Below are 24,885 nucleotides of genomic sequence, written 5' to 3'. Positions count from 1 at the left end.
CCGGCCCCCGTCCGCCTTGCGGTCTTTCGCCGTCACAGTCCCTCGGCGGCCAGCAGCGTGGCCTGATGATCGAGCACGAGCGCATCGACCACCTCGTCCAGTGCCTCGCCGCTGATCACCTCCGGCAGCTTGTAAAGGGTCAGGCCGATGCGATGATCGGTCACCCGCCCTTGTGGGAAGTTGTAGGTGCGAATCCGCTCCGACCGGTCGCCCGAGCCCACCTGCAGCCGCCGGGCCTCGGTCCGCTCGCTTGCCAGCCGCGCCCGCTCCTCGTCGAAGATCCGCGCCCGCAAGAGCTGCATCGCCTTCGCCTTGTTCTTGTGCTGGGAGCGTTCATCCTGCACGGCAACCACGATGCCGGTGGGAAGGTGGGTGATCCGCACGGCGGAATCGGTGGTGTTGACGTGCTGACCGCCGGCGCCGGAGGCCCGGAAGGTATCGATCCTGAGGTCGCTGTCCTGAACGGTGACATCCACTTCCTCGGCCTGGGGCAGCACCGCCACCGTCGCCGCCGAGGTATGGATGCGCCCGCCCGATTCCGTTTCCGGGACCCGCTGCACCCGGTGCACACCGGACTCGAACTTCAACCGGGCGAAGACATCGCCGCCGGTGACCGCCGCGATGATCTCCTTGTAGCCGCCGACCTCGCCTTCGCTGGCCGACACCACCTCCACCTTCCATCCCTTCAACTGGGCATAGCGCTGATACATGCGGAAGAGATCGCCGGCGAACAGCGCCGCCTCGTCGCCGCCCGTGCCGGCCCGCACCTCCAGAATGACATCGCGGCTGTCGGCGCTGTCACGCGGCAAGAAGCCGATGCGGATGTCGCCGGACAGCGCCTCCAGCGTCTCCTCCAGCGCTTCGCGCTCGGCCGCCGCCAGCTCGCGCATTTCCGCATCCGCCGCCGGATCGTCGAGCATCGCCGTCACATCGGCAAGATCGGCCTCCGCCTTGCGGAAGGCCCGGATCTTCGACACCAGCGGCTCCAGCTCCGAATAGTCGCGGGACAGGCGCACATAGGTGTCCGGGTCCGGATTCTGCGTCATCCCGTATTCGATTTCGGCGAAGCGAGACAGCAGGCTATCGAGTTTTTCCGCCGGGATCATGGCGAGACGTCTCCTTCTGGATCGCGCGGACCGGCCGGCGATTGCCGCCGCGATCCTGCTGCGCTCCGGGCTGGGGCATCGGACCGAACCGCGCGCGCCCGACTGTCGGGATACGGCGATGCAGGTCCAGGAACGAAGGCACCCTGACAGTCGGGCCGTTCGGCGGCGTCAGGGCGCCAGGATCTGGACTCATAAATGAGGTCGAACATGCCATGTCAGCCTCATTTATGAGTCCAGATCCTAAAGCGGAATATCGTTGTCCTCGGCGAAAGACCTTAGAAACGCGCGTGGATCGCTGAGCCCGCTTTCCTGGTCAAGCCGAGGCAGGAGCCGGGCGGACAGCCGCCCCACATCCAGCGCCCGGACCATCGCCTTGACCGGCCCCAGCGCGGACGCGGACATGGACAACCCGCGATAGCCAATGGCCGCGAGCGCCATGGCCTCCAGCGGCCGGCCGGCGATCTCCCCGCACAGGGTCACCGGCGTTCCATGAGCCCGCGCCCGTTCGGCAATGGTCCGCAGCGCCCGCAGGAAGGCAGTGCTCATCGGATCGAACCGGGCCGCCACACGGGTGTTGCCACGATCGACCGCATTGAAGAACTGAAACAGGTCATTGGATCCGACCGAGACGAAATCCACCGCCATGAACAGCTCGTCGAGCTGATAGAGCAGCGAGGGCACCTCGATCATCACGCCGAGCTGGAGCCGTTCCGGCGTGGGGTGATTGTGCCGGCGCAAATGGGCCAGCTCCCGCTTCACCACGTCCTTGGCGGCATGAAACTCCGACACTTCGGAGACCATCGGGAACATGATCTTCAATTCGCGGCCGGCGGCCGCATGCAGCAGGGCGCGGATCTGGGTGCGCAGGATGCCCGGCCGGTCCAGGCCGAAGCGGATCGCCCGCCAGCCCATCGCCGGGTTCTCCTCCTGGATCGCCCGCAGATAGGGCAGCACCTTGTCGCCGCCGATATCCAGCGTCCGGAAGGTGACCGGACGGCCGCCGGCCGCCTCGAGCACCTGCTCGTAATAGGATTTCTGCTCGCTCATCCGCGGAAAGGAAGAGGCGACCATGAATTGCAGCTCGGTGCGGAACAGGCCGACGCCGCTCGCCCCCGATTCCGACACCGCCGGCAGATCGACCAGCAGACCGGCATTGAGCTGCAGCGCCATCTCCACCCCGTCGCGGGTGACCGAGGGCTTGTTGCGCAGGCGCCGGTATTGCGCCTGACGCCGGGCCCGGAAGCGCACCTTCTCCGCATAGGCGTTTTCGATATCCGCCGCTGGACGCAGATGCACCTGACCGTTCTCGCCATCGACGATGATCGCATCGCCCGATTCGGCGAGACTGACGATGTTCTCCACCAACCCGACCGAAGCGATGCCGAGCGCCCGGGCGACGATGGTCACGTGGCTGGTCGGCCCGCCCTCCTCCAGCACCACGGCGCGGATGCGGTCGCGGCCATAATCAAGCAGCTCCGCCGCGCCCATGTTGCGGGCGACAATGATCGCGTCCTGCGGCAGGCTTTCGTCCAGCGGCCCGTGCTGCCGGCCCATCAACTCGCGGATCAGCCGGTGGGCGAGATCGTCAAGGTCATGCAGCCGCTCACGCAGGTAAGGGTCGGTCTGGCGCATCATACGCGCCCGTGTGTCCGACTGCACCTTCTCCACCGCGGCCTCGGCCGTCAGGCCGTTGTTGATCGCCTCTTCGATCTTCCGGATCCAGCCGCGATCATGGGCGAACATGCGATAGGCTTCCAGCACCTCCCGGTGCTCGCCATGCTGGGCGAAGTCGCCGCTGGCCAGGAGATCGTCCAGCGACAGCCGCAGCCGGTTGATCGAGCGTTCGAGCCGGTCCAGTTCCGCGCTGGAATCCTCGGCGATCAGGTTGGTGACGACGACGCGCGGCTCATGCAGCACTACATGGCCGAGACCGACGCCATCGGCCAGCGCCACCCCTTGAAACAGCATCGGCCGGCTAAGATCGAGCTTCGTGCCCTGCTGGACGATCGCCTCCAACTCGCCGGCGGCGACCATTTCGGCGATCACCATCGCCGTCGTCTGCAGCGCCTCGACCTCGTCCTCGAAATAGGTGCGGTGCGACTGGTTCTGAACGACGAGCACGCCGAGTGTACGCCCGGCCCGCAGGATTGGCACGCCGAGGAAGGAATTATAGGCCTCCTCGCCCGTTTCCGGACGATAGGCGAAGGCCGGATGGGCCTGGGCGTTGGGCAGGTTGAGCGGCCGCGCGTCGGCGGCGATCAGGCCGACGAGGCCTTCGCCGACCTTCAGGCTGGTCTTGTGAACGGCATCGCGGTTCAGGCCTTCGGTGGCATAGAGCTCCAGCACCCCGTCGGCGCGCAGGATATAGACCGAACACACCTCCGCCACGACATTCGCGGCGATCAGCACGACGATCTTGTCCAGACGCTCCTGGGCGTTGATCGGCTCCGCCATGACCTCACGGAGACGCCGCAGCAGGACACGTGGCCCGGCGAGAGTGCTCCGCATCACCCGTCAAGTCCTTTCCGCAAGTGCGGCGTCACCGCCGCGACGGCACCGGCGACGTCCGCCGGCACGGTCCTCCTCCCAAAGGGAATCCCGGAGCCGAGATCCCTAGCCGTCCAACCCGTATAGCGAATGCAGAGTCCGCACCGCAAGTTCGGTGTAGGCCGAATCGATCAGAACCGAGATCTTGATCTCGGAGGTGGTGATGGCGCGGATGTTGATGCCCTTGTCCGCCAGGCCATGGAAACACCGGGCCGCGATGCCCGCGTGAGACCGCATGCCCATGCCGATCACCGACACCTTGACCACGTCGCGCGCGCCTTCGATCGCCTCGTAGCCGATCGCCTCGCGCTGCTCCTCCAGCACGCCGAGCGCCCGCTCGTAGTCGCCTTCCGGCACCGTGAAGGTGATATCCGTGGTGCGCCCGTCCGGCGAAATGTTCTGGACGATCATGTCCACGTTGATGTTGGCCTCGGCGAGCGACCCGAAAACGGTGCTGGCCACACCCGGCTTGTCCGCCACGTTGCGGATCGAAACCTGGGCTTCGTCCTTGGCAAAGGCAATTCCGGTAACGACTTGCTGTTCCACGATCTCGTCCTCGTCGCAGATGAGGGTGCCCGGCGGCAGTCCGCCCGCGCCAACCTGCGGCGCATCCGGGTCATCAAAACTGGAGCGTACGAAGGTGCGCACGCCATGAACCATTGCCATCTCGACCGACCGCACCTGCAGCACCTTGGCGCCCAGGGAGGCCATTTCCAGCATCTCCTCGAAGGCGATCCGGTCCAGCCGCCGCGCACGTGGCACGATGCGCGGATCCGTGGTGTAGACACCGTCCACATCCGTGTAGATGTCGCAGCGATCGGCCTTGATCGCCGCCGCCAGCGCCACCGCGCTGGTGTCCGACCCGCCGCGGCCGAGCGTGGCGATGCGATTGTCCGGCGCCACGCCCTGGAAGCCGGCGACCACCGCCACCTGTCCCTGTTCGAGCCGTTCGATCAGCGTTCCGCCGTCGATTTCGGTAATGCGCGCCGCCCCGTGCGAGGCATCGGTGCGCAGGGCGATCTGCCACCCCTGCCAGGAGCGGGCATCGATGCCCATGTCCTGCAGGACAATGGCCAGCACGCCGCTGGTCACCTGCTCGCCGGAGGACACCACGGCATCGTATTCGCGGGCATCGTGCAAGGCCGAGGCCTCGCGGCACAGGCCGACCAGCTTGTTGGTCTCGCCCGCCATCGCCGAGACGACGACGGCCACCTGATTGCCGGCTTCCACCTCGCGCTTCACATGCCGCGCGACGTTTCGGATACGTTCCAGATTGGCGACGGACGTACCGCCGAACTTTAATACCAGACGGGTCATGGGATGCGTCAAACGTCTCGACGAAAACGGAAGTTGGCGCGACATGCGCCGTTCGGATTGGCGCACATCCATACAGACTGCGGCGGGCAACCGCAACTACCCGACTTGACAAAGCCGGTGTGACCATCGACCAAGGATCCAGGATCCGGCAAGAGCGCCGGGATCTTCCATCAATGGACAGCCATCCGGGGACGGCACGATGAACGCGTCAGATCACGAGACCAGCAGCGGGAGCAGCGCCGGCGGCGGCGGCAGCACCGTGGATGACGCCGAGGTCGCCCGCTTTTCCGCCATGGCCGCCGAATGGTGGGACCCGGCCGGCAAGTTCCGGCCTCTGCACAAGTTCAATCCGGTACGCCTTGGCTATATCAAGGAGCAGATCTGCGCCCATTTCGGCCGCGATGCGCAGGCCAGTGACGCCCTCGCCGGCCTGAAGCTGCTGGATATCGGCTGCGGCGGCGGCCTGTTGTGCGAGCCGATGACCCGGCTCGGCGCAAAGGTGACCGGGGCCGATGCCTCGGAAACCAACATCGAGGTCGCCCGCATCCACGCCGCCGACGCCGGCCTTGAGATCGACTACCGGGCGACCACCGCGGAAAGCCTTGCCGAGGCCGGCGAGACCTATGACGTGGTGCTCAACATGGAGGTAGTGGAACACGTCGCCGACGTGCCGCTCTATCTTGAGGCCTGCGCCCGGCTGGTGCGGCCCGGCGGGCTGATGTTCGTCGCCACCATCAATCGCACGCTGAAGGCCTATGCGCTGGCCATTGTCGGTGCCGAATACGTGCTGCGCTGGCTGCCGGTCGGCACCCACAGTTTTGAAAAGCTGGTGCGCCCGGAAGAGCTGGAAGGCCCGCTCACCGCCGCCGGCCTGACCTTGCGCGACCGCTGCGGCGTCAGCTTCAATCCACTGGCCGACGAATGGCGCCGCTCCGCCGACATGGATGTGAACTACATGATGCTGTTCGCCCGCGACGCCTGAGCCAATCTGCCGCGCGCCCCGCGTCTCGAACCGCCACCCTCCTTGAATCGCTGCAAAGGGCCTCATGGAACCGATTGTCTTCGTGCCGGGACTGCTGTGCACCGAACTCCTGTTCGCGCGGCAAATCGCCGCCTTCAGCGACAAGCCGATCCTGATCGCCGACCACCGCAGCGACGACAGCCTTGCCGCGATCGCCGAACGGCTGCTGGCCGCCGTTCCCGGACGCTTCGCCCTCGCTGGCCTTTCCATGGGCGGCTATGTCGCCATGGAGGTGATGCGCCAGGCGCCGGACCGGGTCAGCCGGCTGATGCTGCTCGACACCTCCGCCCGCCCCGACACGGAGGCGCAGACCGCCAATCGCCAACGCCTGATGGACCATGCCGCCGCCGGGCGCTTCGACCGGATCGTTCCGGCGCTTTTCCCCATGCTCGTGCACGAGAACCGGGCCGATGACGCCCATCTGCGCCAGGTGGTGGAAGACATGGCGCGGCAGACCGGCGCGGACGCCTTCTTGCGCCAGCAGCGGGCGATCATCGCCCGCCCCGACGCCCGCCCGGGTCTTGCCGCGATTGCCTGTCCGACCACCATCGTCGTCGGCGAGGGCGACCGGCTGACCCCGCCGGCACTGGCCGCCGAGATGCATCAGGCCATTCGCGGCAGCCGGCTCGTGGAAATTCCCGACTGCGGCCATCTCTCGACCCTGGAAACGCCCGAGGTGGCCACCCGCCTGATGCGCGACTGGCTGGCCGGCTGACTTGCCGGTTCGCGGCCCGGATTCACGAGCCACGATCGACACAACGGCCCCGATCAGGCATCCAGCACAGTACGGAAACCACCGAAGACCATCCGCTTGCCATCGAAGGGCATTTTCGCGCCCATTTCCTCCATCCGGGGATCAGTCATCATCTTCTGATAAGCCGCATCTCGTACGTCCTTGGATGGGTATTCGATCCAGCCGAACACCACGACCTCATCGTCCGCCGCCTTCACCGCCATGGGAAAGTCGGTGACCTCTCCCTTGGGCACGTCGTCGCCCCAGCACTCAACCACCCGGGTCGCGCCGAATTCCCGGAAGAGCCGCGCCGTTTCGGCCGCATGCGCCCGGTACTCCTCCTCGCGATCAGCGGGAACGGCGGCGAGAAAACCATCAATGTAAGCCATAACCCCCTCCTTATTTGGGAATTAATAGAAAAATCAGCTACTTGCCGCCCCGGCAATGCCTGCGGCAAAATTGCGGGAAAGTGCCAGATCTCATATTGCCTTTTACGTTGATATCAACATATTTAAGGCATGTCAAAGAGACTCCCCTTCGAAACAACATTGGAGGTGCGCGATCACTGCCTGTGCCTGCATGCCCAGCGCGCCGCGCGCGCCCTCGCCCGCCGGTTCGATGAGGCGCTGCGGCCCGTTGGCCTGACCAATGGTCAGTTCTCGCTGCTGATGGCGCTCAACCGCCCGGAACCGCCGTCGATCGGTCCGCTCGCCCGGTTTCTTGCCATGGATCGGACAACATTGACCGCAGCGCTGAAACCTCTGGAGCGCAAGGGCCTGGTAACCGCCGCCACCGATCCAAAGGATCGGCGCAGTCGGCTTTTGCGTCTGACGGAGAAGGGACATGCCGCGCTGCTTGCCGCGATGCCGGTCTGGAGGCAGACCCATGCAGAGATCGATGCAACGCTCTCCCCCCAGGCGCTTGACACGCTCCGGGCGTCCCTCCGCCATATCGGTGAGATCTGACCCAGGCGGCAGCGCGGCCTATCAGCGGGCCGCTTATGCAAAACCTGAGAAGATGGTAGAAATGGCGCGGACAGCATCCATCGGGAGGAGCCACCATGAAGGTTTCAATCACCGGACTTGTCGCGGCGATGCTCGGCCTGACCGTGCTGGCGGGCTCGGCCCGCGCCGATTGGGTCTTCACCAGCGCGCCATCGCCGATCGCGTCCATCCAGACCGGCAACATGACCCTTGAGCTGCAATGCGACCGGATCCGGTTCGCTCCGGCCGGCGCCGAAGACGCCCGGGACATCGCCCGCAAGCAGGGGCTTTTCCTCCGGTTCCTGAAAAACGCCACCACCGAGGTCGGCGCCTTTCAGGTGGGCGCCGCCAATGCAACGGTCGGCATCGTCGACAATTTTCCGGTGGAGATCAGTTTTTCCGACCGGAGCGACTACGATTTCGTTCTGGATCAGATTGCCCGCAACGCCCTTCTGAGCCTGTCCATGGTGGACCAGGATGTCAGCTATGGCCTGTTCGACCTGAAGGGGTCGGCGGCCGCCATCAAGTCCCTGCGCGCAGCTTGCGCCGCTGCCCCGGCGCCGAGCGGGACCGCCTCTGCGTCGGTTCCCAGTGCTTCCGCCTCCATGGAGGTCCCCGAGGGGGTGGTTTACTGCGGCGGCGGCCAGGTCAAGCGCCAGATCGAGTTTGTCATCTTGAAGGATGTACAGGATGAATGGAACGCCCGGGTCACCGTCAACGGCAAGTCCCTGCGGGCGATGACCGCCTACAGCTACTTTGGCAATAGCGCGCCGCCGCGTGGCTTCGTCGTCGCCCTGCTCGGCGAGGATCGATCCGAATTTCTGGTGTTCCGTGATGGCGGCGAAGACTGGCTGGAATACGGCGACTACACCTATCGCAAATGCAATTGACCGCAGCCGGCATCATCTGAGGCAGAAAGACGGGGCGGCAAAACCGCCCCGCTCCGCCGGGATGCTAGTTCCGGTCTTCCGGCAGTACCGGCAGCGGCAGCACCGCAATCCCCTCGTCGATCAGGCTTTCCACATCGTCAGGGGACGCGGAGCCATAAATGCCGCGCTTCTCCGTCTCGCCATAGTGGATCTTGCGCGCCTCTTCGGGGAAGGCGGTCCCAACGTCTTCTGCGCTGGTCATCACCGCCTGCTTGAGCTCCCGCAGCCGTGACAGCACTTCGGCGCGCATCTCGGCCATGGCACCTTCCTCTGGCCGCACCACCGGGACGCTTGGAGCCGGTGCGGCGGCCGGTGCGGCGTTGTCGCCAGCCGGCACAACGGCCTGCTGCGCCGGAGCTTCCGCTTGCGGCGCGGCCGGCAGCTTCCCCGCTTCAGACAAGGCCTCACGCCGGCGCGCGGTCGAAACGGCTGGCGCCATCAGCCCCTTGCCAACCTCATCCGAGCCGCAAACCGGACAGCGCAGAAGGCCGCGCTCGCTCTGGGTCTCGAAATCGGCGGAGTTGCGAAACCAGCCCTCGAATCCGTGCCCCGCATCACACACCAGGGTGAAGTGAATCACTCCGCCGCCTCCTGGCCACTGGGCGCGCTGAAGGTCCGCTCGTTGGCAATGGCCGGAATGCGCTGACGCGCCTCGGCCACCCGTGCCGGATCCAGTTCCGCGAGCGCAAAGCCGGGCTCATCATGGTCGAGCTCTGCCAAGATCTCGCCCCAGGGCGACACGATCATGCTGTGGCCATAGGTTTCCCGGCCATCCTCGTGACGCCCACCCTGTGCCGCCGACACCATATAGGCGCCGTTCTCGATTGCCCGCGCCCGCTGCAGCACGTGCCAATGCGCCTCTCCGGTCTGCCGGGTGAAGGCCGCCGGCGCGCTCAAGACCTCTGCTCCGGCCCGCCCTTGCGCGCGGAAGATCGCCGGGAAGCGAATATCGTAACAAATTGCCAGGCCAAGGCTCATGCCCCCGGCGGCAGACATTACCAGCTCCGACCCGGGCCGGTAGGTGGCCGATTCCCGCCAGCTCTCGCCATTGGGCAGATCCACATCGAACATGTGGATCTTGTCATAGCGGGCCGCGACCGATCCGTCGGGAGCGAACAACAGGCCGCGATTGGCCACGCCGTCCTCGCCGGTGCGAATGGCCAGCGAGCCGATGTGCAGATGAATGCCGAGCTCCGCCGCCAGCGCCGAAAACGCCGCCACCGCCCGATCCTCGCCTTCCGGCGCGATCTTGGCAAAGAGCTCCTTGCGGCTCTTTTCCAGGAGATTGGTCATCTCCGGCGTCTGGATGTAGCGCGCCCCGGCCCTGGCCGCCGCGCGGATCAACTCGCTTGCCGCCGCCACATTGGCATCGACATCCCGGCCGCTCCGCATCTGGACGACCGCCGCCATCATCCCCGTCATCGCTCGCCCCTCTTATCGGCCCTCACGGATACGCCCCGCTCAGCCCGCCAGCAACGGGTCCAGCTTGCCCGCCCGGTCCAGCGCCATCAACTCGTCGCAGCCACCCACATGGACATCGCCAATGAAGATCTGCGGGAAGGTCGCCTTACCCTTGGCGCGCTGGATCATCTCCTGACGCAGCTCCGGCTGGAAGGTGGCATCCAGTTCCTGAAAGGAAACCCCCTTCCGGGCGAACAGGCTCTTGGCCCTCGAACAGTAGCCACACATCTGCCGGGTGTAGATTTGCACAGTCATACGCCAGTGTCCTTACCTCAATGCGCCGAAGACCCGCCGCCTGCGGCCGGTCATCCGCTCGCGATCCCGCAAACGGCCAAGACCTGAGGCCGGCGGGCCCCACGGCTTATATTGAACAAAACACGCCGGCTACAAGTCCCCAGCCGTCCGCCAGGCTATTGCAGCGGCGTGTCCGCCCCCGCATGGGCGAAAACCAGCACATCGACCGCCACCGCGCCCGCCGCCCGCAACACCCGGGTCGCCGCCGAGACCGTCGCCCCGGTGGTGTAGACATCATCGATCAGCACCGCTCGCCGGCCGGCCAGCCGCATCGCCGCCTCAGGCGCCACGGCAAAGGCGCCGCGCACGTTGCTGGCCCGCGACACGCGGTCGAGCCCCACCTGCCGGCGGGTGCGGCGGATGCGCCGCAGCAGCTCCGGCGCCAGCTCGCAGCCACTCGCCCCGGCCACCGCCCGCGCCAGCCGCGCCGACTGATTGTAGCGCCGCGCCCACTGACGCCAGGGATGCAGCGGCACCGGCACGAGCAGCGGCGGCCCCGCCTCCGAAAGTTCTTCCCCCGAGCCTGCCGACAGGAGTTCGCCGCCCGCACGCGCCATCCAGCGCCCCATCGCCTCGGCCAGCGCTGGCCGGTCGCCGTATTTCAGCCCCGTGACCAGCGCCCGCGCCGGACCGGTATAGGCGCAAGCCGCGCGCAGCCGGTCGAACCGGGGCGGGCGGGCAATCGCCAGCGGCGACAACGCCTCCGGCCCCAGGTCATAGGCGAAAGGCAAACCGAGCCGCGCGCACCAGGGCGGCGCCAGGAACGGGATCTGCGCCCAACAACTGGCGCACAGGGCCTGATCCGCCTCAACCAGCCGGTGACAGCACAGGCAACTGGGCGGCACCGCAAGCGCCACCGTGGCAGCACCCGCCCGGCGCAGATGAGCGAACAGGCCGGAAAGCACCGGTCGTCCGCGCATGCCCCGCCATCCCCTCGTTGCGGCCTCCGGGGCCGGTTCCGACCACTCCGTCATCCTTCAGGCTCCACCCTCGCCTTTCGGCGCGCCGCGGATGCCGACCGGCGTTCCCGGTTGACCCGATGCCGGCGACATGCTTTGACGCAACGCCTCTGCCGCGATGCTAGCACAATACGCGCGCATTCGCCGATTTTGTCCCGCATGAGTTGCGGGACGCATCGTCTCGGGAAAGGACCCCGGATGTCCCAGCCGGAACTGTTTGATCGCCCTCTTCTAGCCCAGCGCCGCCGCCAGGCGTTGACCCGTGCCGTCGCTGGCGCCGATTTTCTGCTGCAAGCCGCCGCCACCGACCTGGCGGAGCGGCTGCAGACCGTGAACAAGAGCTTTGAAGTGGGCATTGATCTCGGCGGCCACACCGGGCGGATGACGACCCTGATGCGCGCCAGCGGCAAGGTGGAACGGGTAATCCGGGCGGATCTGTTTCTGGCAGACCCCGCCGTTCCCGGGTGCGATCTGGTGATCGACGATGCGCTGCCGCCCTTTGCCGATGCCTCGGTCGATCTGATCGTCTCCCCGCTTGCGCTGCATTTCGTCAACGACCTGCCCGGCACGCTGATCCAGATCCGCCGCGCCCTGCGGCCCGATGGTCTGTTTCTCGGCGCCCTGCTGGGCGGCGACACCTTGCGCGAACTGGGCGATGTGTTGATGCGGGCGGAATTGGAGGTGAAGGGCGGCGCCGCCCCCCGGGTCGCCCCCTTTGCCGACACCCGCTCGCTCGGAGCGCTGTTGCAACGGGCCGGCTTTGCCCTGCCGGTCGCCGATTTCGACCGGGTCACCGTGCGCTACGATACGCTGTTTGACCTGATGCGCGATCTCAAGGCCATGGGCGCGACCAGCGTGCTGCGCGACCGCAGCCGGACACCGCTGCCACGCCGGGTGTTCCTGCGCGCGGCCGAGCTCTACCAGGAGCTCCATGCCGATCCGGACGGGCGCCTGCGCGCCACCTTCGACATCGTCTCATTGTCGGGCTGGGCGCCGCACGAAAGCCAGCAGAAGCCGCTCAAGCCGGGCTCGGCCCGCCAGCGGCTGGCCGATGCCCTCGGCACCACGGAACGGCCGGCCCATGATCCGGCCCGCCCGGGACGGAAGTGACCCGGCTGGCCGACGGCACGCGAAAAGCAAACGTGTTCAGGGAGTTGGGGCGCCCTGATGGGGGCGTCAGACCGCCGAGGCCGCGCTGGCGATCACCGTGAAGACATTCTCGTCGAGCACCTTGCCGATACCGGCAAGGGTGGTGAGAATTGCCACCGAGATCAATCCGGCCATCAGGCCGTATTCCAGCATCATCTCGCCGGACCGGTCCTTCAGGAAGCGGTTCGAGAGACGGACAAGCTCCTCGCCGCGACCGCACATGGCCTGTGTGATTGATTGCATCTGTCGCGCCTTTTATCTGCACATCCCGCGATGGCAATCGGCACGGCGTCTCGGCTCAGACCAGATCCATCAGATGCGGAACAAGCGGTTCGTCCGCGGCTGGCATCGGGTAATCCCTGAGCCGCACCGGCCGCACCCACTTGATCGCCTGACCTTCCTGTCCGGCCACCGTGCCCGACCATCGTCGGCAGACGTACAATGGCATCAGCAGGTGAAATTCCTCATAAGCGTGGCTGGCGAACGTGAGCGGCGCGAGGCACTCTTTCTTAACCGTGATGCCGAGCTCCTCGGCCAGTTCCCGGATCAGCGCATCCTCCGGGCGCTCGCCCGCCTCGACCTTTCCGCCGGGAAATTCCCACAATCCGGCCATTGCCTTTCCGTCCGGCCGCTGCGCGATCAGGACCCGGTTGTCCACGTCCAGCAGAGCGCAGGCGGCGACAAGCAGAAGCTTCATGTTCGATCTCGTTTCGTTTCGGGACGGAAGGGAAAGGGTTTGCTCACCATAAGGCGGGAAGGTCAATCGGCATCCGGCGGCGCGCGGTAGTGATAGCGGTAAGCCTCGGAAAATCCGAGCCCGCGATAGAGCGCCCGCGCCGAGGCGTTTTCCGCCGTGACCTGCAACCAGGCCTCGCGACAGCCCGCAGCCGCCCCATGGGCCAGACAGGCCCGCACCATCTGCCGGCCAAGCCCCGACCGGCGGCAGGACGGCGCCACCGCCAGATCGTAGATGCCCAAGAGGTCCCGGTCGGCCACCGCCACGGCGACCGCCGCCGGTGCCCCGTCCGCCGAGCGAGCAACAAGGCAGATCAGATCGGCCGCCACCCGCTCCAGCGAAGCCCCGAGCCGAGACAGTGCCAGCGGCGTGACCGCCTCCGGCCGGGTGCCCCCCGTGGCGCCGAAGGCTGCAAGCCAGTCGGCCAGCGTCACCCGCTCCACACCAGCACTCTCCCCGGACATCACCTCATCGGCGTCAATCGGCCGGCTCCAGACACCGGTTTCGCCGATGCGCAGCCAGCCCAGCGCGTCCACATGGCCGGTGAGCGCCTGCGGCACCAGCGGCGTCCAGCGCAAGTGGAAGGCCACCCCGGCCCTGGCGAACACCGTCCGCGCCGCCGCAAGCCGGGCGGCGCAGTCCACATCATCCGCCGGGTCGAACACATTCAGGGAATTGACCCGGCGCGCCGGATTGCCGGGCGACAGACGCAGGAACCACTGCCCGTCGATCAGTTGCCGATCGCTCGGGAAGCCGTTGAGATTGGCTTCCTCGATCGTCCGCACCCGGGACAGCGGCACAGCCGGCGCCGCGATCCCGGATCTCTCCGCCTCAGGAGCGATAATCGCCATTGATGGTCACATATTCCTTGGTGAGGTCACAGGTCCAGACCGTCGCCGTTCCCTCACCAAGGCCCAGATCGACCCGCACCGGAATGGTCTCGCCGCGCATCACCGCAGTTGCCGCCTCTTCCGAATAGTCCGGATCGCGCTCGCCTTCGACGGCAACCCGCACATCGCCGAACCAGATCGCCAGCCGATCCCGGTCGGCCGGCTCGCCGGCCTTGCCGACCGCCATCACCACCCGGCCCCAGTTGGCATCCTCACCGGCGACCGCGGTCTTCACCAAGGGCGAATTGGCGATGGAAAAGGCGATCCGCTTCGCCGAGGCATCGCTTTCGGCACCCGTGACAGTGACCTCGACGAACTTGCGCGCGCCCTCGCCGTCCTTGACGACCATATGCGCCAGCTCCCGGCTGAGCTCCGCCAGCGCCTGCTTGAACGGCTCAAGCCGGGGATCGGCCACCTCGCGCACCGGGTCCCCACCCGCCGTACCGGTGGCGAACAACAGCACCGTGTCCGAGGTCGAGGTGTCGCCATCGACGGTGATGGCATTGAACGACTGCCCGACCGCATCGGCCAGCAGTGCCTGCAGCACCGGCGCGGCAATCGGCGCATCGGTGAACAGGAACGACAGCATGGTTGCCATGTCCGGCGCGATCATCCCCGCGCCCTTGGCAATGCCGTTGAGGGTCACCGTGACGCCGCCCAGATCGACCCGGCGGGTCGCGACCTTGGGAAAGGTGTCGGTGGTCATGATCGCCTTGCCGGCCTCCAGCCAGCGGCCCGCATCCGCGTTGGCGGCCCCGGCCAGATCATCGACCACGCCCCGGAATTTCTCCGCGTCCAGCGGTTCGCCGATGACACCGGTCGAGGCGAGATAAACCTCCTCCGGCGCGCAGCCCACCGCGGTTGCCGCCAGCTCGGCCGAAAGCGCGGTGGAGGCGGCCCCCTTCTTGCCAGTGAAGGCATTGGCATTGCCCGAATTCACCATCAGCGCCCGCGCCTTGCCGCTGGCCAGATTGGCCCGGCACCACTCGACCGGCGCGGACGGACAACGCGAACGGGTGAACACGCCGGCAACCTCCGCCGGCGCGTCGAACACCGCCAGCAGCACATCGGTCCGATCGGCGTATTTGATGCCCGCTGCGGCGGTCGCGAAACGAACGCCGCCGACCGCCGGCATTTCGGGGTAGGACTTGGGAGCAAGGGGAGAAATCGCGTCCGACATCTAGAGGCCGCCTTTCCGGAAGTTGGCAGGTGCTAATAAAAAAGCCCGCCCCGCATCAGCGGGACGGGCTCTTCTCACCACCGGTGAGAGCGCTTGTCAATTTCCGTCTTTGGCCGGCTTTTCTTCCGCCGCAGGCGCATCGCCATCCGCCGGGGCTTCGCCTTCAGCCGGGGCTTCCGGCTCGGCGGCCACGATCTCGATGGTCGTGTTGGCCTTCAGCTCCTCCATCAGCGCCGCATAGCGCTCACGCAGGAGGTCCTGACGCAGCCGCTCCTTGACTTCCGACAGCTCCGGCGCCGCCTGGTCGCGCACGTCCTCGACCTTGATCACATGCCAGCCGAACTGGGTCTCCACCGGCTCCTTGGTGTAGCTGCCCGCTTCCAGGGCGAACGCCGCATCCTCGAATTCCTTGACCATCCGGCCACGGGTGAAATAGCCCAGATCGCCGCCGCTCGGACCGGACGGGCCGGTCGATTTTTCCTTCGCCAGATCGGAGAAGTCCCGGCCGCCATCGAGCTCGGCAATGGCCGCGACCGCTTCATCCTTGGTCTTGAGCAGGATGTGGCGCGCCTTGCGTTCCTCGTCGCCCTTGAAGTCGGCGAATTCCTTGTCATAGGCGGCTTGGACGTCTTCGTCCGTGACCTTGTTCTCCACTTCGCGGACGAGCAGGGCATTGCGCAGCGCCCGCATCTTCAGGAATTCGACCTGGCGCTTGAAGTCCTCTTCCTCGGCAATGCCGGCGGCGGCGGCGGCATTGGCCATCACCTTCATGTCAACGACCACATCGGTCAGCACCTTGCGCCACTGGGTCGGCGGCACCTGTGCCAGCTGGGCCGAAAAATCACGGGACGCAAAGGCGATATCCGCTTCGGTGATGGTGGTGTCCCCCACCTTGGCGACGATTTCACCCGGCTCCTGAGCCAGAGCGGGCGAAGCGGCGATGCAGGCCACGAAGGCGGCGGCAAAAGCACCGCGCCGCAGCGGGCCGGCGGAAATGCGTGTCATATCTGTTCCCTTTTCGGCTTGATCCGGGGTCCGGTCACCCAAGCGCCCCGTGTCGTACTGGCAAACTCGCCGAAACACGTGACGTTGACAACCTTCTGACCCCCTCTTATCTGTCGGGCGTCCCTGTCGTTACGGCCGGACAGCCCCATTCAAGCGTGCGTTCCTCTCCCGCGACAATACGGCGGATCTGAGGCCGACGTTCGCATGTAAAGTCAATCTGATCGTCGGGTCGCCGCCTGTGCACAGCCGGGCGGCACCTGCTTCACGGAAGGACCGCCACATGGCCGGCCTCGGCGCACTCGCCAGAAAGCTCTTCGGATCCGCCAACGACCGCCGCATCAAGCAGATGCGGGCCCGTGTCGCCGCCATCAACGCGCTGGAGCCCGAGCTACAGGCCCTGAGTGACGAAGAGCTGCGCGCCCGCACGGATATGTTCCGCAAGCAGATCGCCGATGGCACCAAGCTCGACGCCCTTTTGGAGCCGGCCTTCGCCACCGTCCGCGAGGCCGCCCGGCGCGTCCTTGGCCAGCGCCATTACGATGTGCAGCTGATCGGCGGCATGGTGCTGAACTCCGGGCAGATCGCCGAGATGCGCACCGGTGAAGGCAAGACCCTGGTCGCCACCCTGCCGGCCTATCTCAACGCCCTGACCGGCAAGGGCGTTCATGTGGTCACCGTCAACGACTACCTCGCCCAGCGCGACTCGGAGTGGATGGGGCGGGTCTACCGCTTCCTCGGCCTGACCACCGGCGTGATCGTCCATGGGCTGACCGACGAGCAGCGCCACGCCGCCTATGCCGCCGACGTCACCTACGGAACCAACAACGAATTCGGTTTCGACTACCTGCGCGACAACATGAAGTACGAGCGCGAATCGATGTGCCAGCGCGGCCATCATTTCGCGATCGTCGACGAAGTCGATTCGATCCTGATCGACGAGGCGCGCACGCCGCTGATCATTTCCGGCCCGCTGGAGGACCGCAGCGATTTCTACAATCTGGTCGATGCCTTCATTCCGCATCTGACCGATGAGGATTTCGAGCTCGACGAGAAGCAGCGCTCCGCCACCTTCACCGAGGCCGGCAACGAGAAGCTGGAAGGGCTGCTGCGCGAAGCGGAGCTCCTGAAGGGCGAGAACCTTTACGATGTGGAGAACGTGTCCGCCGTCCATCATCTGCAGCAGGCGCTGAAGGCGCACAAGCTGTTCCAGCGCGACAAGGACTACATCGTCCGCAATGGCGAGGTCGTCATCATCGACGAGTTCACCGGACGCATGATGCCCGGCCGGCGCTATTCGGAAGGCCTGCACCAGGCGCTGGAAGCCAAGGAAAAGGTGAGCATTCAGCCGGAAAACCAGACGCTGGCCTCGATCACCTTCCAGAACTACTTCCGCCTTTACGAAAAGCTCTCCGGCATGACCGGTACCGCCCAGACCGAGGCGGAGGAGTTCGGCGACATCTACAATCTGGAAGTCGTCGAGATCCCGACCAATGTCAGCGTCAAGCGCATCGATGATGACGACGAGGTCTACCGGACCGTCGAGGAAAAGTTCAACGCCATCGTCGAGCTGATCGACGACTGCAAGAGCCGGGGCCAGCCGATTCTGGTCGGCACCACCTCGATCGAGAAATCCGAGCTCCTCGCCGCCCATCTCAAGAAGGCCGGCTTCCGTCAGGTCGACGTCTCCGATCCGGAGGCGTTCAAGCCCCTGTTCGATGGCGACAGCGGAACGAAGAAGGAAAAGGTCTTCGCCGTTCTCAACGCCCGCTACCATGAGCAGGAAGCCTCGATCATCGCCCAGGCCGGCCTGCCCGGCGCGGTGACGATCGCCACCAACATGGCCGGTCGCGGCACCGACATCCAGCTCGGCGGCAATGCCGACATGCGTATCGAGCACGAGCTGGCCGACATGCCCGAGGGCGAGGAACGCAGCGCCCGCGAGGCGGAAATTCGCGCCGAGGTGGAAGCTCGCAAGCAGCAGGCGCTGGCCGCCGGCGGCCTTTACGTGATCGGCACCGAACGGCACGAGAGCCGGCGCATCGACAACCAGTTGCGCGGCCGCTCGGGTCGTCAGGGCGATCCCGGGCACTCCAAGTTCTTCCTGTCCCTGCAGGATGACCTGATGCGGATCTTCGGCTCCGACCGCATGGATGGCATGCTGCAGAAGCTCGGCCTCAAGGAAGGCGAGGCGATCGTCCATCCCTGGATCAATCGGGCGCTGGCCAAGGCGCAGCAGAAGGTCGAGGCCCGCAACTTCGACATCCGCAAGAACCTGCTGAAGTTCGACGACGTGATGAACGACCAGCGCAAGGTGGTGTTCGACCAGCGTATCGACCTGATGGATGGCGCCGCGGTGGCCGAGACCGTCACCGACATGCGCCACGACGTCATCGAGGATCTGGTCGCCCGGCACATTCCGGAAAAGGCTTATCCGGAACAGTGGGATACGCAAGGGCTGCAGGATGAGGTCCGCCAGACCCTCAATCTCGATCTGCCGATCGTCGACTGGGCCAAGGAAGAGGGCATCGCCGACGAGGAGGTGATCGAGCGCCTGAAGAAGGTCGCCGACGAGACCATGGCCCGCAAGGTCGGCCAGTATTCGCCCGACATCATGCGTCAGGTGGAAAAGGCCGTCCTGCTCCAGACCCTCGACCATTTGTGGCGCGAGCATCTGGCCAATCTGGACCACCTGCGCTCGGTGATCGGCTTCCGCGGCTACGCCCAGCGCGATCCGCTGCAGGAGTACAAGACCGAGGCCTTCACCCTGTTCGAGAGCATGCTGGCCAATCTGCGTCAGGCGACCACCGCCCAGTTGATGCGGGTGGAGCTGGTGCAGCAGGACGCGCCAAGCCTGCCTGCCGACGGCGAGTTGCCGGAAATGCAGGCCCAGCATCTCGATCCGACCACCGGCGAGAACGAGTTCGACCAGGCGGCGATGGCTCCGCTGCCCGCCGGCGCCGCCCGCGATCCGGCCAACCCGGCGAGTTGGGGCAAGGTGGGCCGCAACGAGGCCTGCCCCTGCGGCTCCGGCAAGAAGTACAAGCATTGCCACGGCGCCCTCGCCTGATCGCTTGGCCGCCGGCCCGGCACATGATCTGATCGAACGGCGGGCCCTCCGGTCCGCCGTTTTTCGTTTGCGGGCGGCGACGTTGGCACACCGATGGACAAGGGCTGTGCGACAAGGTGGGGCGCGACAAGGAAGGGCAATGCAGACGACCCCGGTACTTGAAGCCATCGAGGACTGGCTGATTCGCGAGGCGCTCGGCGACCCGGACACCGCCGAGATGTTCGCCGGCCTGTGCCAGCGCATGAACGCCAGTGGCATTCGCGCCGAGCGGGCGATGTTGTCCTGGGCGACGCTGCACCCGCTGATCGAGGCCGAAACGGTGCTCTGGATTGACGGCGGCGGCATCGAGCTTGCCCAGCACCGGCATGAGGACGCCAACAGCGACGAATGGCTGAACAGTCCGATCCGCGCCATGCTGGAGCGCGGCGACCTGCGGCTTAGGTGCCCGCTTGCCCAAAGCAACGCGCCCTTCGACTACCCGCTGTTTCACAGCCTGGCCGATCAGGGCTTCACCGATTATCTCGCCATCGCTACGCCCTTCGCCCTGCCAACCGCCCAGGAGGTCGGCGCCAGCGGCATTGTCGTCACCTGGGCGACCCGCGCGCCCGAGGGCTTCGATCAGGCCACCATCGAGCAGATCGACTATCTGCAGATGCGTCTGGCACTGGCCTGCCGCGCAACGATCCAGACCCGGATCGCCCAGACCCTGGCCGACACCTATCTGGGCCGGCGCGCCGGCTCGCAGGTGCTGGCCGGACGGATCCGCCATGGCGACGGCGAATCCCTTGACGCGGTGATCTTCTACACGGATCTGCGCGGTTCGACGGCGCTGGCCGAACGGCTCGACCCGGACGCCTACTTGCGCGTGCTGAATGGCTATTTCGATGCTACCGCCGGCGAGGTCATGGCGCGCGGCGGGGAGGTGCTCGACTTCATCGGCGACGTGGTGCTGGCGGTGTTCCCGATCGAGGCGGGGGGCCTTGGCCCCGCCGCCCGGCAGGCGCTGGCAGCGGCACGGGCGGTGCATGCGCGGCTGGCGGCCTTGCCCGTGCCCGGCACGGCGCCGCTGACCTGCGGCATCGGCCTGACCTGCGGGCCGGTGATGTTCGGCAACATCGGCGTGCCCGACCGGCTGACGTTTTCGGTGATCGGTCGCAAGGTCAATGCGGCCGCCCGGATCGAGGCGAAGACCAAGGAGCTGCGGGAGCCGGTTCTGGTGACGGAAGAGGTGGCCGCCGCCGATCCCGCCAGCTTCCGGGGCGTCGGCCGCTTCGCCCTGACCGGGGTCGACCGGCCGGTCGAGCTGTTCGCCCTGCGCACGCCGGCCGCCGCATCCGACCCGGCGCCCCGCTAAGCCGTTCGTTCCGCACTGGTCTTGCTGTGTTTCAGAGCCGCCCAGGCAATGAGACCGGCGGATACGGTGACCGCGACGAGATTGTAGATCATCGCCCCGGAGAAGGCGGCGGCATGGCGCGACACCTGTGCGGCTCCGTCGCCGGCATCCGGCCCCAGAAGGCCAACGAAGAAGATCCCGACGATGGAGACGCCGAACGCGCCACCCACCTGCTGCAGGGTGGCAACGCCCCCTGCCGCCATGCCGGCATGTCGCTCGTCGACCATGCCGATCACGAGATTGAGTAGCGGCGTCATCGACAATCCCTGACCGACACCGACCAGAATGAAGGCCGGCAGTACGGACGAAAGGCCGCTTCGGTCGCCAAGTCCCGAGGTCATGACAATCAGCGCCGCCAGACCGGCGGCATAGACCAGCATGCCGCCGGCGATCCCGAGCGGGCCGAGGCGCGCCTGGATCTTCGGCGCCGCCCAGGAGGCAACGACGAAACCGCCACTGGCCGGGGCGAACACCAGCCCGGCCTCGAACGGGGTCAAGCCGAGACCGGACTGGATCAGCAGCGAAAAGCAGAGAAACAACGAGGTTGAGGTGGAGTAGATCAGCAGGACCACAACGGACCCGGCCGAAAAGTCCCGATTGCGAAACAGACCCAGATCCACCGCCGGATCGCCGCCGCGCTGCGTGACATGACATTCCCAGAGCATGAACACCGTCAGCACCACGACCGACGCCGCCATGCAAGCCCAGGTCCACAGCGGCCAGCCGCGGGCCGGGCCTTCGAGCAGCGGAAAGAGCAGCAGCAACAGCCCGGCGGTCGCAAGACAGGTCCCCGCCCAGTCGACGCCCAGGGCACCCGCTGCACGCGATTCCGGCAGGCTGCGGGCCAGCACGGCGGCGGCGAGCCCGACCGGCAGGTTGACCAGAAAGATCATCCGCCAGCCGAGACCGAGAACATCGCCCTCGATGAGAACGCCGCCCAGCACCTGACCGGCGATCGCCGCGAGCCCCAGCGTGATGCCAAGCAAACCGAAGGCGCGGCGGCGGCCCGCCGCGTCATACATCACCCGCAGCAGGGCATAGACCTGCGGGAACAGGATCGCCGCCGTTGCCCCTTGCAGCCCTCGGGCCACGATCAGCGAGGCGGCGTCGGGAGCGATCCCGCACAGGAACGAGGTCAGCGCGAAACCGACCATGCCGGCGGCGTAGAGGCGCCGCCGGCCGTAGCGGTCGCCCAGCCGCCCGCCGGCGATCAAGAGCACGCCGAAGGCCAGCGCATAGCCGGCCACGACGAGGCCGATTTCAGCAAAACCGGCGCCAAGATCGGCCTGCATCGGCGGGATGGCGACATTGACGACAAACAGATCGAAGACGGTGATGAAGCCGCCCAGCAACAGGGTGGGCAGCGCGAGCCGCGAGGGACGCGATTGGGACAGGCACGGTCGGGCGCTGTGCGAAGCGTGGTCGATGGTCATGACAACTCCATTGGTGTTGGCGTTGCCTCGCACATCAGTTAAACCATTACTATGGAACAAGTTATCCTATTACAATGAGCGACATGCCCGGCAATCGCCTGGACCGCACCCGTGCCGAACTCGCGGATTTCCTGCGACGGAGACGGGAGAGCCTGTCCCCTCTCGATGTCGGCCTGCCCGCCGGCAAGAGGCGGCGCACACCTGGCTTGCGCCGGGAAGAGGTGGCCGCGCTCGCCGGCGTTGGCATCACCTGGTACACGTGGCTGGAGCAGGGACGCGCCATCTCGGTGTCATCCGCCTTTCTGGACAATGTCGCCCGCGTGCTGATGCTGGATGAGATCGAGCGACGGCACCTGTTTCTTCTTGCCCATCAGCGGCCGCCGGCGATGACCGGGCAGGCCTGGTGCGAGTTGCCTCCCCTGGTGCGGCGACTGCTCGATGATCTGACGCTACGGCCCGCCTATGTGGCCAATCTGCGCTGGGATGTCACGGGTTGGAACGCGGCTGCGGCGCGCCTGTTCGGCTTCGCGGAGCGCGATCCGTCTGAGCGAAACATGCTGTGGATGCTGTTTGCCGATGACCGGCTGAACAGCCGTATCGCCAAATGGGAGCTGCAGGCGCCGCAGGTGCTGGCCAGCTTCCGTCGCGACTTCGCCCAGGCACCTCAGGATGAAGGGATGCTGGCGCTCGTCGCCGCGCTGGAGCGGGTCTCACCGACCTTCAAGACCCTCTGGAACCGGCATGACGTTCACGGCCGCTGCGACGGCCGCCGCAGCTTCCTGGTCGACGGCATCGGCCCGGTGGTCTTCGCGCATTCGTCCTTCATCGTGGACCAGGAGAAGCATCTGCGCCTGGTCTACTACGCAGCCGAGGCCGATCACGATAGCAGCGCCGCATTCGAGGCGGCAATGCGCCAGGAACCGGCCCGGAGCGCAGGCTGAGCCCCGCCGCCGCTGTCATCCGCGGCGCCGGGGGAGCGTCGGTGTGTCAGAGAACGTTGACCTGGGCGCCCACGGACACCCGGTTGTAGAGGTCTTCCACGTCCTCGTTCAGCATGCGGATACAGCCGGACGATACGGCCCGGCCGATCGACCAGTCCTCATTGGTGCCATGGATGCGGAATTCGGTCGCACCGAGGTAAAGCGCACGCGCGCCCATCGGGTTCTTCGGGCCGCCCGGCATGTAGCGCGGCAGCTTGCGGCCCTTCTTGCGCTCGCGGACGATCATTTCCTGCGGCGGCGTCCAGCTCGGCCACTTCGCCTTGCGCGAAACCTTCTCCCGGCCCGACCAGGTGAAGCCCTCGCGGCCGACGCCAATGCCATAACGCACCGCCTTGCCGTCCGGCAGCACGTAATAGAGGTAGCGCTTGCGGGTATCGACCACCACCGAGCCGGGCTTTTCCGAGGTGCGATAGCGCACGGTGGTGCGCTTGTATTTCGCACGCACGATCTTGCCGGCGGCCTGCGGCGTGATCTTGTGCGTCACCCAGCTGCGCGACACCGGATCGAACACCTTCTCGGTCATCGCCTCAGCCATCGACATTGACACGGCGACGGTCAAAGCCGCCGCTGCCAGCATTTTGAAGATTCTCATTGCAAGTCCCTTGCCCACCAAGTGCCGCGCCATCCCGGCGCCGATTTCAACCCAAGATTACCGCCGATTTCCTGTTAAACACTAAACAGCGGAAGCGCCACCGTCTCGCCGGGCGAGCAAAGCTTCCACCTCGGCGCGGCGCGGCAGCGGGGCCACCGCGCCATAGCCGCCGACCGCGAGCGCCGCCGCCGCATTGCCATAGCGGGCGGCCTCGCGCGCGTCGCCCGTTTCCAGATAGCGGGCGAGAAAGGCACCATCGAAGGCATCCCCCGCCCCAGTGGCATCCACCGCCGCCACCTTGTGCGGAGCGATCAGCTCCGAGCCGCTGGCGTCGGCGATGAGCACCCCCTCCGCGCCCAGCGTCAACGCGACGATGCCCGCCCCCCGGGCCTGGAACCAGTCAGCGATTTCCGCCGGTGCCTCAAGCCCGGTCAGAAGCCGCGCGTCATCGAGACCGGGCAGCAGGATATCGCAAAGGGGAAGCGTCGCGGTGATGATCGCCCGCGCCCGGGCGAGCGGCCACAGCGAAAGGCGCAGGTTGGTGTCGTAGGAGATCAGCCCGCCAGCATCCCGCACCGTTTCAATGGCGGCGAACACCGTGTCGCAGGCGCTCGCCGAAATCGCCTGGCTGATCGCCGAGACATGTAGCGCCCGGGTCTGGCGCAACAGCGCCGGATCGAGATCCTCGGGGGCCATCCGCGCCGCCGCCGAGCCCTTCCGCCGATAGGTGAAGGCATGGCCCTTCGCGCCATGGCTGACGAAATAGATCCCGGTTTCCGCCGCCGGCATTCGCCGCACTCCGGCATCCGAGACACCTTCGGCGCGCCATAGCGCATGCAGCATGTCCCCGAAGGGGTCGTCCCCGATGGCGCTCACATAGCCGACCCGAGCGCCGCTGCGGGCGGCCGCAATCGCCGCATTCGAGGTATCGCCGCCAAACCCCTGCCGATACGCCTCGCCGGTCGATGCCTGATTGAACTCGACCATCGCCTCGCCGAGGCACAATAGATCCACGTTCCGATCCCTTTCCGGCTCGTTTTTTTCAATCGATTGAAAGTGAGTGCCCCGGCGCTCCCCTGCCTGTCAAGC

General features: G+C 66.5%; 24 protein-coding genes. 8 read left to right on the top strand and 16 right to left on the bottom strand.

Features of this window, described 5'->3' with window-relative positions; genetic code table 11:
- Positions 1-32 precede the first annotated feature (32 nt).
- The 3 genes from prfA to IEV83_RS15325 form a co-directional block, all read right to left on the bottom strand.
- Complete coding sequence (prfA, locus tag IEV83_RS15335; protein WP_181759556.1) at positions 33-1,106, bottom strand: peptide chain release factor 1; 1,074 nt, start codon at positions 1,104-1,106, stop codon at positions 33-35.
- Between the two features lie 240 nt (positions 1,107-1,346).
- Positions 1,347-3,614 carry a phosphoenolpyruvate--protein phosphotransferase gene (gene ptsP / locus IEV83_RS15330; protein WP_181759557.1) on the bottom strand — a complete coding sequence of 756 codons (2,268 nt, stop codon included), beginning with the start codon at positions 3,612-3,614 and terminating at the stop codon, positions 1,347-1,349.
- A gap of 105 nt (positions 3,615-3,719) precedes the next feature.
- Positions 3,720-4,970: an aspartate kinase gene (locus tag IEV83_RS15325; protein ID WP_181759558.1), complete on the bottom strand. Its 1,251-nt coding sequence runs from the start codon at positions 4,968-4,970 to the stop codon at positions 3,720-3,722.
- A gap of 199 nt (positions 4,971-5,169) precedes the next feature.
- Here IEV83_RS15325 and ubiG point away from each other — a divergent pair, with 199 nt between their 5' ends.
- Both ubiG and IEV83_RS15315 read left to right on the top strand, forming a co-directional pair.
- Positions 5,170-5,952, top strand: coding sequence for a bifunctional 2-polyprenyl-6-hydroxyphenol methylase/3-demethylubiquinol 3-O-methyltransferase UbiG (gene ubiG, locus IEV83_RS15320; protein ID WP_181759559.1), 783 nt, complete (start codon positions 5,170-5,172; stop codon positions 5,950-5,952).
- 64 nt (positions 5,953-6,016) lie between these two features.
- Positions 6,017-6,706 (top strand): alpha/beta fold hydrolase, encoded by a 690-nt coding sequence (locus IEV83_RS15315; protein ID WP_181759560.1) that lies wholly within the window; start codon positions 6,017-6,019, stop codon positions 6,704-6,706.
- Positions 6,707-6,759: 53 nt separating this feature from the next.
- Here IEV83_RS15315 and IEV83_RS15310 read toward each other — a convergent pair whose 3' ends face one another.
- Positions 6,760-7,113, bottom strand: a complete 354-nt coding sequence (locus IEV83_RS15310) for a DUF1428 domain-containing protein (RefSeq protein ID WP_181759561.1) — start codon at positions 7,111-7,113, stop codon at positions 6,760-6,762.
- Between the two features lie 129 nt (positions 7,114-7,242).
- On the opposite strand from IEV83_RS15310, the gene IEV83_RS15305 reads away from it, so the two are divergent.
- The gene (locus IEV83_RS15305; protein WP_181759562.1) at positions 7,243-7,689 is read left to right on the top strand and encodes a MarR family winged helix-turn-helix transcriptional regulator; all 447 of its coding nucleotides are present in this window, start codon (positions 7,243-7,245) and stop codon (positions 7,687-7,689) included.
- 95 nt (positions 7,690-7,784) lie between these two features.
- Positions 7,785-8,597 (top strand): hypothetical protein, encoded by an 813-nt coding sequence (locus IEV83_RS15300; RefSeq protein ID WP_209003191.1) that lies wholly within the window; start codon positions 7,785-7,787, stop codon positions 8,595-8,597.
- A gap of 64 nt (positions 8,598-8,661) precedes the next feature.
- On the opposite strand, the gene IEV83_RS15295 is transcribed toward IEV83_RS15300, so the two are convergent.
- From IEV83_RS15295 to IEV83_RS15280, 4 genes are all read right to left on the bottom strand, one after another.
- On the bottom strand, positions 8,662-9,216 hold the full coding sequence (locus IEV83_RS15295) for a DUF1178 family protein (protein WP_181759563.1): 555 nt from the start codon (positions 9,214-9,216) through the stop codon (positions 8,662-8,664).
- A complete protein-coding gene (locus IEV83_RS15290; protein WP_181759564.1) occupies positions 9,213-10,058 on the bottom strand; it encodes a carbon-nitrogen hydrolase family protein in 846 nt (281 codons plus the stop codon). Before IEV83_RS15290 ends, IEV83_RS15295 begins: the two co-directional genes overlap by 4 nt.
- Positions 10,059-10,097: 39 nt before the next feature.
- A complete protein-coding gene (grxC, locus tag IEV83_RS15285) occupies positions 10,098-10,352 on the bottom strand; it encodes a glutaredoxin 3 (protein ID WP_181759565.1) in 255 nt (84 codons plus the stop codon).
- Positions 10,353-10,507: 155 nt separating this feature from the next.
- Complete coding sequence (locus IEV83_RS15280; protein WP_181759566.1) at positions 10,508-11,311, bottom strand: ComF family protein; 804 nt, start codon at positions 11,309-11,311, stop codon at positions 10,508-10,510.
- Between the two features lie 237 nt (positions 11,312-11,548).
- Between IEV83_RS15280 and IEV83_RS15275 the strand changes: the two genes are divergently transcribed.
- Entirely contained in the window at positions 11,549-12,460 is a 912-nt protein-coding gene (locus IEV83_RS15275) for a methyltransferase domain-containing protein (RefSeq protein WP_181759567.1), read from the top strand.
- A gap of 66 nt (positions 12,461-12,526) precedes the next feature.
- Here the strand turns inward: IEV83_RS15275 and IEV83_RS15270 are convergent, their stop codons facing one another.
- The 5 genes from IEV83_RS15270 to IEV83_RS15250 all read right to left on the bottom strand — a co-directional run bounded on the left by IEV83_RS15270 (position 12,527) and on the right by IEV83_RS15250 (position 16,310).
- Positions 12,527-12,742 (bottom strand): Flp family type IVb pilin, encoded by a 216-nt coding sequence (locus IEV83_RS15270; protein ID WP_244628202.1) that lies wholly within the window; start codon positions 12,740-12,742, stop codon positions 12,527-12,529.
- 55 nt (positions 12,743-12,797) lie between these two features.
- Entirely contained in the window at positions 12,798-13,196 is a 399-nt protein-coding gene (locus IEV83_RS15265) for a (deoxy)nucleoside triphosphate pyrophosphohydrolase (RefSeq protein ID WP_181759568.1), read from the bottom strand.
- A gap of 62 nt (positions 13,197-13,258) precedes the next feature.
- Positions 13,259-14,086 carry a GNAT family N-acetyltransferase gene (locus IEV83_RS15260; RefSeq protein WP_181759569.1) on the bottom strand — a complete coding sequence of 276 codons (828 nt, stop codon included), beginning with the start codon at positions 14,084-14,086 and terminating at the stop codon, positions 13,259-13,261.
- Positions 14,067-15,305, bottom strand: coding sequence for a bifunctional glutamate N-acetyltransferase/amino-acid acetyltransferase ArgJ (gene argJ / locus IEV83_RS15255; protein WP_181759570.1), 1,239 nt, complete (start codon positions 15,303-15,305; stop codon positions 14,067-14,069). Before argJ ends, IEV83_RS15260 begins: the two co-directional genes overlap by 20 nt.
- Positions 15,306-15,401: 96 nt before the next feature.
- Positions 15,402-16,310 carry a peptidylprolyl isomerase gene (locus tag IEV83_RS15250; protein ID WP_181759571.1) on the bottom strand — a complete coding sequence of 303 codons (909 nt, stop codon included), beginning with the start codon at positions 16,308-16,310 and terminating at the stop codon, positions 15,402-15,404.
- A gap of 280 nt (positions 16,311-16,590) precedes the next feature.
- On the opposite strand from IEV83_RS15250, the gene secA reads away from it, so the two are divergent.
- Together secA and IEV83_RS15240 are read left to right on the top strand one after the other, a co-directional pair.
- Complete coding sequence (gene secA, locus IEV83_RS15245) at positions 16,591-19,377, top strand: preprotein translocase subunit SecA (protein WP_181759572.1); 2,787 nt, start codon at positions 16,591-16,593, stop codon at positions 19,375-19,377.
- A 139-nt stretch (positions 19,378-19,516) separates the two neighbouring features.
- The gene (locus IEV83_RS15240; RefSeq protein ID WP_181759573.1) at positions 19,517-20,731 is read left to right on the top strand and encodes an adenylate/guanylate cyclase domain-containing protein; all 1,215 of its coding nucleotides are present in this window, start codon (positions 19,517-19,519) and stop codon (positions 20,729-20,731) included.
- Here IEV83_RS15240 and IEV83_RS15235 read toward each other — a convergent pair.
- Positions 20,728-22,203 (bottom strand): MFS transporter, encoded by a 1,476-nt coding sequence (locus tag IEV83_RS15235; RefSeq protein ID WP_181759574.1) that lies wholly within the window; start codon positions 22,201-22,203, stop codon positions 20,728-20,730. The genes IEV83_RS15240 and IEV83_RS15235 overlap by 4 nt on opposite strands.
- A gap of 83 nt (positions 22,204-22,286) precedes the next feature.
- Here IEV83_RS15235 and IEV83_RS15230 point away from each other — a divergent pair, with 83 nt between their 5' ends.
- Positions 22,287-23,144 (top strand): helix-turn-helix transcriptional regulator, encoded by an 858-nt coding sequence (locus IEV83_RS15230; protein ID WP_181759575.1) that lies wholly within the window; start codon positions 22,287-22,289, stop codon positions 23,142-23,144.
- Between the two features lie 46 nt (positions 23,145-23,190).
- On the opposite strand, the gene IEV83_RS15225 is transcribed toward IEV83_RS15230, so the two are convergent.
- The gene (locus IEV83_RS15225; RefSeq protein WP_209003189.1) at positions 23,191-23,796 is read right to left on the bottom strand and encodes a L,D-transpeptidase; all 606 of its coding nucleotides are present in this window, start codon (positions 23,794-23,796) and stop codon (positions 23,191-23,193) included.
- Positions 23,797-23,877: 81 nt separating this feature from the next.
- A complete protein-coding gene (locus IEV83_RS15220) occupies positions 23,878-24,810 on the bottom strand; it encodes a sugar kinase (RefSeq protein ID WP_181759576.1) in 933 nt (310 codons plus the stop codon).
- Between the last annotated feature and the right edge of the window lie 75 nt (positions 24,811-24,885).

The sequence above is a fragment of the Stappia taiwanensis genome, from assembly GCF_014635285.1.
In the GTDB taxonomy this organism is placed as follows: Bacteria; Pseudomonadota; Alphaproteobacteria; order Rhizobiales; family Stappiaceae; genus Stappia; species Stappia taiwanensis.
This window is presented reverse-complemented; position numbering and strand designations above follow the sequence as displayed.

Coding starts and splice junctions, on each gene's coding strand:
- prfA (WP_181759556.1), bottom strand. CDS start 1,106: ATGATCCCGGCGGAAAAACTCGATAGCCTGCTGTCTCGCTTCGCCGAA.
- ptsP (WP_181759557.1), bottom strand. CDS start 3,614: ATGCGGAGCACTCTCGCCGGGCCACGTGTCCTGCTGCGGCGTCTCCGT.
- IEV83_RS15325 (WP_181759558.1), bottom strand. CDS start 4,970: ATGACCCGTCTGGTATTAAAGTTCGGCGGTACGTCCGTCGCCAATCTG.
- ubiG (WP_181759559.1), top strand. CDS start 5,170: ATGAACGCGTCAGATCACGAGACCAGCAGCGGGAGCAGCGCCGGCGGC.
- IEV83_RS15315 (WP_181759560.1), top strand. CDS start 6,017: ATGGAACCGATTGTCTTCGTGCCGGGACTGCTGTGCACCGAACTCCTG.
- IEV83_RS15310 (WP_181759561.1), bottom strand. CDS start 7,113: ATGGCTTACATTGATGGTTTTCTCGCCGCCGTTCCCGCTGATCGCGAG.
- IEV83_RS15305 (WP_181759562.1), top strand. CDS start 7,243: ATGTCAAAGAGACTCCCCTTCGAAACAACATTGGAGGTGCGCGATCAC.
- IEV83_RS15300 (WP_209003191.1), top strand. CDS start 7,785: ATGAAGGTTTCAATCACCGGACTTGTCGCGGCGATGCTCGGCCTGACC.
- IEV83_RS15290 (WP_181759564.1), bottom strand. CDS start 10,058: ATGACGGGGATGATGGCGGCGGTCGTCCAGATGCGGAGCGGCCGGGAT.
- grxC (WP_181759565.1), bottom strand. CDS start 10,352: ATGACTGTGCAAATCTACACCCGGCAGATGTGTGGCTACTGTTCGAGG.
- IEV83_RS15280 (WP_181759566.1), bottom strand. CDS start 11,311: ATGCGCGGACGACCGGTGCTTTCCGGCCTGTTCGCTCATCTGCGCCGG.
- IEV83_RS15275 (WP_181759567.1), top strand. CDS start 11,549: ATGTCCCAGCCGGAACTGTTTGATCGCCCTCTTCTAGCCCAGCGCCGC.
- IEV83_RS15270 (WP_244628202.1), bottom strand. CDS start 12,742: ATGCAATCAATCACACAGGCCATGTGCGGTCGCGGCGAGGAGCTTGTC.
- IEV83_RS15265 (WP_181759568.1), bottom strand. CDS start 13,196: ATGAAGCTTCTGCTTGTCGCCGCCTGCGCTCTGCTGGACGTGGACAAC.
- IEV83_RS15260 (WP_181759569.1), bottom strand. CDS start 14,086: ATGGCGATTATCGCTCCTGAGGCGGAGAGATCCGGGATCGCGGCGCCG.
- argJ (WP_181759570.1), bottom strand. CDS start 15,305: ATGTCGGACGCGATTTCTCCCCTTGCTCCCAAGTCCTACCCCGAAATG.
- IEV83_RS15250 (WP_181759571.1), bottom strand. CDS start 16,310: ATGACACGCATTTCCGCCGGCCCGCTGCGGCGCGGTGCTTTTGCCGCC.
- secA (WP_181759572.1), top strand. CDS start 16,591: ATGGCCGGCCTCGGCGCACTCGCCAGAAAGCTCTTCGGATCCGCCAAC.
- IEV83_RS15240 (WP_181759573.1), top strand. CDS start 19,517: ATGCAGACGACCCCGGTACTTGAAGCCATCGAGGACTGGCTGATTCGC.
- IEV83_RS15235 (WP_181759574.1), bottom strand. CDS start 22,203: ATGACCATCGACCACGCTTCGCACAGCGCCCGACCGTGCCTGTCCCAA.
- IEV83_RS15230 (WP_181759575.1), top strand. CDS start 22,287: ATGCCCGGCAATCGCCTGGACCGCACCCGTGCCGAACTCGCGGATTTC.
- IEV83_RS15225 (WP_209003189.1), bottom strand. CDS start 23,796: ATGAGAATCTTCAAAATGCTGGCAGCGGCGGCTTTGACCGTCGCCGTG.